This is a genomic window from Nocardia sp. NPDC003345 (genome assembly GCF_053589395.1).
This window is the reverse complement of the sequence record NZ_JBSFRU010000332.1, coordinates 1-7,017: the sequence shown is the minus strand read 5'-3', so window position 1 is coordinate 7,017 and position 7,017 is coordinate 1. Positions and strand designations below refer to the sequence as shown.

The following is a 7,017-nucleotide window of genomic DNA, read 5'->3' as shown; positions in this document are numbered from 1 at the left end:
GCATTGGCGCCGAGCAGATCGCGCGCCTGCTCGAGGACGGCCTGCGCTTCGTCCAGTTCACTGAGATGCAGCAGGGCCTGCGAATAGTTGTGCCGAGGGTGGACATGGTGTAGGTCCCGATGCCGAATACGACCTCGAGGGCGTTGCGCCGCGTGTATCCGTGGGCCAGGAAGGTTTCGAGGGTCGTATCGTCCACGCCGCCCGCGGTGGCCAGAACGGCGAGGGTGAAGCTCCGGATCGCCTCGTGTGCCGGATCCGGTAGCGGCAGTCGTTCGCGCAGGGCGGTGGCGAGTTCGGCCGGCGCGCCGAGTGCGCGGAGCTTGCCGGTGTGCATGGCGACGCAGATATGGCAATCGTTGCGTACCGCGACGGTCATGATGACGATCTCGCGGGCCACCGGATCGAGGGTGCAGCGCTCGAAACTCGCGCTCATGGCCAGGAATCCGTTGAGCAGTTCGGGGGATTCGGCCAGTCTGGCCACGGCGTCGGGCGCGGCTCCGGAGGGGCCGGTGAGTGCGCGGATGGCAGCACGGGAATCGGGAGGTGCGGTCTCGGTGGTGTGGGCGGTGAACATCTCTCTCCTATTATGGACAACGTGGTTGACGATATGAACGAAATAGTAAACCAGGTTGACCATCCTGCCAATCCGGATATCGTGGGTCCGAGGGAGGAAGGGCGGGCCGGCTACGAACTCCCCCTGTTGCTCTTCGCCGGTTTCCGGACCCTCATCGACGAGTTGCATGCCGAGCTCGCACCGCGGGGCCACCCGGATATGCGCCCGGCGCACGGGTTCGCCATGCAGGCGATCGGCATATCCGGGGCCTCGGCCAGCGATCTCGGCCGCCGGCTCGGTATCTCGAAACAGGCGGCGGGTAAAACCGTGGACCGCCTGGTCGCGCTCGGTTATGCCGAACGAGCCGGTGATCCGGCGGACACCCGGCGCAGAATCGTGCGCCTCACCGCCCGGGGGTTCGACGCGCTGGCCCGTTCGGCCGAGATCCTCGAGCGGTTGCGCGCGACGTGGGCCGATCAGCTGGGGGAGGGCCGGGTGCGCGCCCTGGAGGACGATCTGCGCACTGTCGCGGCGCCCGTGGCCTACCGGCTCGACGCGGCGGGATGGCTGGGCGGGATGAACTGAGACCCGGCGGGGAAGGTTACCCTCGGGGAGATGCCGGCCGAACTGCTGCCCCGGAACGGGACCCGACTGTGTGACGAACCCGGCGATTCGGCGAGCCGGTGCGGTATAGGGTCCGGTGATCTATGTATTCCGTACCGCCGCGAGTGCGACGGCACCTGGGGCTACGTCTGGGGAGACTGCTGGCGCGGCAACAGTCAGTCCGGCGCCTACCTCGGCTCCCCGCTGATCCTGACGCAGGACGCCTTCGACGCGTCCGGCCGCGGCCCGATCGAATTCACCGGGCCGGTACCGGACAACGGCCCGGCCCGCCAGGTGTTCGAGTACCGGCACCGCCGGGACAACGGCTTCGGTGTCACGGAGGTGTCGCGGATTCCCAACGACGCGATCGAGATCGAGGGCCGCACCTTTGTCCAGTACACGTCCGTGCACCGGTGGGTCCCGCCGGGCTCGCCGGTCGACGGCTCCGCGTTCTCCGGGCTGGCCTGTTCCGACGATGCCGGCGCGACCTGGCAGGACTTCGACCACCACTGGCACGGTCAGGCGCTGGGGCTCGACGGAAATCCGTACGCCATGTGGACATTCGCGGGCATCGACCCCGACGGCTACCTGTACATCTTCGCCAAGCGCTGGAACGGGAGCCATCACTACCGGGGCGACCGCGGATATATCCAGCTCTTCCGCTACGACCCCGCCGACTTCGTGCGCGGGAACTTCGCCGCCCAGCAGAACTGGGCGTATACCGGCGGACGCTGGGGCTGGCACCCGACGAGCCGCTGTGCCCCGACCCCGCTCTTCGGCCCCGGCCACGATCTGGGTGAACTGTCGGTGAAACGACTCGGTTCCACCTACGTGATGTCGTATTTCGACTGCACCGACCTGAGTATCAAAACCCGCACGGCCCCCCGGCCGGACGCGGAATGGTCCGCGGAAACCATCCAGGTGGTGCACGACGATTCGCAACCGCCGGCGCATCGGGGCAAGCCGCGCATGCCGACCCTGTACGGCGGATACATCCACCCGGGTTCGCCGTCGCCGTCGAATCTGACATTGCTCGTCAGCAGCTGGAACGGGTCCGAAGGGGCGCCCTACACGGTCACCCAATGGACCGGTCTGTCCGCCTGACACCCGCGCGGCGACGAATCGGCGGGGCTCAGGACATCAGGCCATCCTCTAGCGGCCTCGCGACGCGGACGGTGGTGCGGGGGCGTCGTGTTGACGCGGTATCACCGCGGAGACTCGAGCCGACCGGCCGGAACGCGTGCCGGGCCGGGAAGTTCGCCGAGTAGCGCGGCAAGCTTCGTCAAGGGCGCGGGGCGGTGCGCGGCACGCCAGATGAGCGCCAGCCGGGACTCTTCGTCGAATCCCGTGACGCGGACGTAGCGGAGATCGGAACGCTGGTTGCGTTCGGCCACCGGAAGGCAGGTGAGCATCGCGTAGCGTCCCGTGGCGGCGAGTGTCATGCCCTCCTGAAGTGTGGTGACCCGGGCCGACCGGGCGATCGGCCTGCCGAGCGGGGTGAAGCGCGGGAAGTGCACATCGCGCCAGTATCCGGGTGCGGGACCGTCTGCCGATACGAGATCCACGCCGGCCAGTGCTTCGGCGTCGATACGCTCCAGCTGTGCCAGCGGATGATCGGTACTCACGGCCAGCATCCGCGGAACCGGTGCGAAGGCGAAACCGACGGACAGCTCCGGCTCTCGTACCGGCAGCAGGGCCACCGCGGCATCCACACCGCCGTCCAAGAGGGCGCCGAAGGGGTCGCCGAGCGGGAGTTCCCGCAATGCCAGCGTCACGTCCGGATTCTCCTGGGCGAATCGGTTGAGCGTCCAGGTGATGGTCTCGTAGGCGATGCCCTGGAATCCGATCCGGATCGGGGTGCCGGCCCCCGCGCCGCGCCGCGCGCTGTCGATCAGCCCGACCAGCTCGGTATAGGTGGGACGGACCCTTTCGACGAAGTCCGCGCCGCGATCGGTGAGCGTCACCCGGCGGCTGGTGCGGTCCACGAGCCGGGTACCGAGCTGCCGCTCCAGCGCGGCGACGAGCTGGCTGACACGGCTCTGCGAGACCCGCAACCGCCGCGCCGTCCGGCCGAAATGCAGTTCCTCGGCCAATACCAGCAGACATTCCAGTTCACGGACGGGAAGGTCCGGCATCCCGCGCCTCCCGTCGGGGTGATCGATGAGTTCAGCTGATCGAACAATGAGGTGATCGCTGTTGTTCCGGCCTCGCGGGCATCCTTGACTGGATTCATGTCACTGGTGAGCGAATCACATCCGCCCACGGCCGATTCCGCCGACCGCTGGTCGTCGATAGCCGTCCTTGCCCTGTCCACCTTCCTGGTCGTCACCTCGGAGATGCTCCCGGTGGGCGTGCTGACGCCGATATCGGAGGGTTTGGGGATCTCGCCGGGTACCGCGGGGTTCAGTCTGGCCATCACGGGATTCGTGGCGGCGGCGTTCGCGCCCTTCGTCTCCCGGCTGGCCGGCGACTTCGACCGGCGTCGTGTCCTGGTGGTGGCGGCGCTCGTCCTGGCCGCCGGGAACCTGATCACCGCGCTGGCCCCGGGGTTCGCGGTGCTCGCACTGGGCCGGGTGGTGGTCGGTGCGGCCATGGCCACGGTATGGGCCCTGGCCACGGCACTCGTGGTCCGGTTGGTGGGTGCGCGCCACGCGGCACTCGCGGTGTCCACGGTGGTGAGCGGGGTAGCGGTGGCGTCGGTGCTGGGGGTGCCGCTGGGCACTTTCCTCGGCGATATCGCCGGTTGGCGCAGCGCCTTCGGGGCGGTCGCGCTGGCCGCCCTCGTCCTCGCCGCCGGTCTCGCCGCGATACTTCCCGCCCTACCGTCGCAACGCGGAACGGGTTCGGCCGCGCAGTCCGGTTCCCTGCTGGCGGTTCCGGCGGTGCGGCGCGGCCTGATCGCGGTAACCCTGGTGGTGACCGCGCATTTCGCGGCCTACACCTATGTACGACCCGCGCTGGAGGAGATCTCGGGGGTGCGTGATGGCGGTATCTCGGTACTGCTGCTCGTCTACGGGCTCTGCGGGATAGTCGCCAATTTCGCGGCGGGTGCCGCCGCGGCCCGGCGGCCCCGGACGACACTGCTGGTGCTGGCCGCCGGTATCGCCGCCGCGGTGTCGGTCTTGCCGGTGATGGGTACGGCCCCGATCACCGCCGCGGTGGTGCTGGTGCTGTGGGGGTTCGCCTACGGCGGCGTATCGGTGTGCAGCCAGCTGTGGGCCGTGCAGGCCGCGCCGCAGCGGCGCGAGGCCGTAACCGGCCTCTACGTGGGGGCTTTCACCGGCAGTATCGCGCTGGGCTCGTTCCTGGGCGGGGTGGTCCTCGACCGGGCGGGAGTGTCCGTGCTGTTCTGGCTGGCCGCGGCGGTGGCGGTGATCGCGGCCCTGGTCACGTTGCCCGGCGGCCGCGTGGATGGGCGGTGAGGTGCTACGGCGTCGCGCCGCCGGCGGCGCTCACCGCCGACCGGCCGCGTTCGGGGCGGCGGCGGAACCTGCGGACCGTGCGCCATCCGATCAGCAGTAGCCCACACAGGGCCAGCGGTACCACTATCGGCAGCAATATGGCCAGTAGGACCAGCACGAACGCCAGAACGTCCTCGACGACCGAGATCACCGGATTCGCGACCCCGGCCGTCGTCGCCGTTCCGGCGGCACGGACTCCGGTCTGGGTCGCGCTGAAGGTGAGCGCGGTGGGAGCGCCGACGATGATGCCCGCGATGGCGGCGGTGGCCGGATCGGCGGCCTCGAAGACCGATCCCGCCGCGATGGCTCCGGCTATCGGGCCGGTGAGATTGCCGACCAGCGATAACGCGTTGTCGACGAACGGGACGAGGTCGGCGAGGAGTTCGGCGGCGGTGGCTACCGACAATGTCAGCAGCGCCGCGGTGGAGCCGATCCACGCGAAGGAATCGTTGAGGTCCAGACCCAGCAGATCGAAATGCGCGGCGGCGCTGAGCATCAGCAGCGGCAGAAAAGCGCGGAATCCGCAGGCGGCCGCGAGTCCCAGTCCCAGGAAGGCGGGAAGCACCCAGCTGTTCACACGCGCGAGTGTAATCGTCCGATCCGACCCGGCCCGGCTGACCGAACCTGCTCAGCCGGGGCCACCCGGCCGGATCCGCTGCACCAGTTCTGCACTGAGCCGGCGTACCAGCGCGCGGAGACGTTCGTGGGTGGCCGCCGCCGGATCGGTGAGCCGTAGCTGCAGCAGCTCGCGTCCGGCGGCGTGGAGGATCCGTGCGGTGTAGTCGGGGTCCTCCAGGTCCGGATCGATGGTCAGCAGCAGGCCGACGAAGTATTCGCGAACCACTTCCTGTGATTGGGCCAGTCGTTCGTACAGTTCGGGTGGAGCGCCCTGCGGCGGGAAGAGGAACAGCCGCCACGTCGCGGGGTGGGCGTCCACGGCGCGCAGCAGGCTGTCGAAGGCCCGTAGCGCCGGATTGTCGCCGGGCTCACCGCTGTTGCCGGTGGACACCGCGTCGGCGAACTGGAATCCCGCCCGCTGGGTTTCCCGGTCGATCAGGGCGACGAACAGGCCCGGCAGATCGCCGAACTGCTGGTAGAGCAGGGAACGGTTGACCCCGGCCGCGTCCGCGATGCGATTCGGTGTCGCCGCGTGGAAGCCTTCGGCGGTGATGATCGTATGGGCCGTATCGAGGATCTGTTCGCGTCGGGCCTCGGCGGTCATCCGTCGTCGGGGCTGCGAATTCATACTTGACAGCATAACTAACACTCCGTGAGTATTAACTCACGGAGTGTTAGTTGCTGGAGGTTCGATGTCGACGTATTACCCGGAATTGGCGCGGCGCGTCCGCGGCCAGCGTGAACTCCTGCCAGGCCTCTACGGTGACTTCGACTTCGGCAAACGGCCGTACCGGCTGGCAACCGATCCGGACGATGAGTCCTCGCTGCCGAAATGGGTCGCGAAACGCGATGCGATCCTGGCCGACGAACGGCTCACCGAGTTGATCTCGACCGCGACCCTGCTGGGCGATACCGTCGCGGATCCGTTCGCCGCGCTGAGCGCCCGCCACAGCGTGACCGAACTCGTCACCATGGTTCGGCGGGCGTGTCGCGAGGGGGTCGAGGCGGTCCCCAGCGCGCCACCGGAACTGAAGTCCTTCATCGCCGCGATGGAGGCCACACCCGACTGGGTCGATATGGACCTGGTCCGCGCGGGAGCCGCGCAGGCCCGTATTCCCGCGGCGCTGCTGGCACCGTTCGTGACCAGGGGTGCGTTCATCGCCACCTTCACCAATACCTATGCGGCGCTGCCGATGGCGCTGACCGGTGCGCTCTCGGGACGGCGCGCGGCCCGCCGCGTCAACGAGACGGCGAACTTCTTCGCGGTGACCACCCTGCCGGGAGCGCTGGATCGCCACGGTCCCGGATTCGAAGCGGCGGCGATGGTGCGATTGATGCATTCCATGGTCCGCTACAACGCGCTGACGCGATCGGACCGGTGGGATGCCGACATCTACGGAGTGCCGGTGCCGCAGGTGGATCAGATGCCGGCCGGAATGATCGACCTCTACCTCCTCTCCGTCCGGGTCCGGCGTCAGGGCCGGACGGAGTTCACCGACGGTGAACGTGCCCAGGTGGAATTCTCCCGGTATCGGTGCTTTCTGCTGGGGCTGCCCGAGGAACTGCTGCCGACCACGCCCGAGGGGATCATCCGCGCCTTCCATGCCCGCGCGGCGCTGCTGCGCGACGGTTTCGACGATGCCACCTGTGGTGAGCTGATCCGCTCGACGATGGCGGCCTATCTCCGGCCGGGCCGCAGCCGTTTCGACCGGATCGCCGACGCGGTCGAGCGTAGTTACAGCAAAGGCGGTTTCATCCTCGCGTTCTGCCGGGGCGACCTCG

Annotated in this window: 8 protein-coding genes; 4 read left to right on the top strand and 4 right to left on the bottom strand. The window is 68.7% G+C overall.

Annotated features, from left to right (window positions below):
* The coding region (locus ACWDU1_RS26890; RefSeq protein ID WP_450002654.1) for a carboxymuconolactone decarboxylase family protein at positions 1-574 on the bottom strand (574 nt) is incomplete at its 3' end.
* A gap of 33 nt (positions 575-607) precedes the next feature.
* On the opposite strand from ACWDU1_RS26890, the gene ACWDU1_RS26885 reads away from it, so the two are divergent.
* Positions 608-1,138 (top strand): MarR family winged helix-turn-helix transcriptional regulator, encoded by a 531-nt coding sequence (locus ACWDU1_RS26885; RefSeq protein WP_450002653.1) that lies wholly within the window; start codon positions 608-610, stop codon positions 1,136-1,138.
* A gap of 30 nt (positions 1,139-1,168) precedes the next feature.
* Positions 1,169-2,260: a DUF4185 domain-containing protein gene (locus ACWDU1_RS26880; protein WP_450002652.1), complete on the top strand. Its 1,092-nt coding sequence runs from the start codon at positions 1,169-1,171 to the stop codon at positions 2,258-2,260.
* A 101-nt stretch (positions 2,261-2,361) separates the two neighbouring features.
* Here ACWDU1_RS26880 and ACWDU1_RS26875 read toward each other — a convergent pair whose 3' ends face one another.
* Entirely contained in the window at positions 2,362-3,291 is a 930-nt protein-coding gene (locus tag ACWDU1_RS26875) for a LysR family transcriptional regulator (RefSeq protein ID WP_450002651.1), read from the bottom strand.
* A 96-nt stretch (positions 3,292-3,387) separates the two neighbouring features.
* Between ACWDU1_RS26875 and ACWDU1_RS26870 the strand changes: the two genes are divergently transcribed.
* The gene (locus tag ACWDU1_RS26870) at positions 3,388-4,578 is read left to right on the top strand and encodes an MFS transporter (RefSeq protein ID WP_450002650.1); all 1,191 of its coding nucleotides are present in this window, start codon (positions 3,388-3,390) and stop codon (positions 4,576-4,578) included.
* A 4-nt stretch (positions 4,579-4,582) separates the two neighbouring features.
* Here the strand turns inward: ACWDU1_RS26870 and ACWDU1_RS26865 are convergent, their stop codons facing one another.
* Together ACWDU1_RS26865 and ACWDU1_RS26860 are read right to left on the bottom strand one after the other, a co-directional pair.
* A complete protein-coding gene (locus ACWDU1_RS26865) occupies positions 4,583-5,194 on the bottom strand; it encodes a DUF4126 domain-containing protein (protein ID WP_450002648.1) in 612 nt (203 codons plus the stop codon).
* 51 nt (positions 5,195-5,245) lie between these two features.
* Entirely contained in the window at positions 5,246-5,839 is a 594-nt protein-coding gene (locus ACWDU1_RS26860; RefSeq protein WP_450002655.1) for a TetR/AcrR family transcriptional regulator, read from the bottom strand.
* Between the two features lie 88 nt (positions 5,840-5,927).
* Between ACWDU1_RS26860 and ACWDU1_RS26855 the strand changes: the two genes are divergently transcribed.
* On the top strand, positions 5,928-7,017 hold a 1,090-nt coding region (locus ACWDU1_RS26855; RefSeq protein ID WP_450002646.1), incomplete at its 3' end, for an oxygenase MpaB family protein.

Excerpts from the sequence above, each read along its gene's own strand:
- ACWDU1_RS26860 (WP_450002655.1), bottom strand. The coding sequence starts at position 5,839 with ATGACCGCCGAGGCCCGACGCGAACAGATCCTCGATACGGCCCATACG.
- ACWDU1_RS26870 (WP_450002650.1), top strand. The coding sequence starts at position 3,388 with ATGTCACTGGTGAGCGAATCACATCCGCCCACGGCCGATTCCGCCGAC.
- ACWDU1_RS26885 (WP_450002653.1), top strand. The coding sequence starts at position 608 with ATGAACGAAATAGTAAACCAGGTTGACCATCCTGCCAATCCGGATATC.
- ACWDU1_RS26880 (WP_450002652.1), top strand. The coding sequence starts at position 1,169 with ATGCCGGCCGAACTGCTGCCCCGGAACGGGACCCGACTGTGTGACGAA.
- ACWDU1_RS26875 (WP_450002651.1), bottom strand. The coding sequence starts at position 3,291 with ATGCCGGACCTTCCCGTCCGTGAACTGGAATGTCTGCTGGTATTGGCC.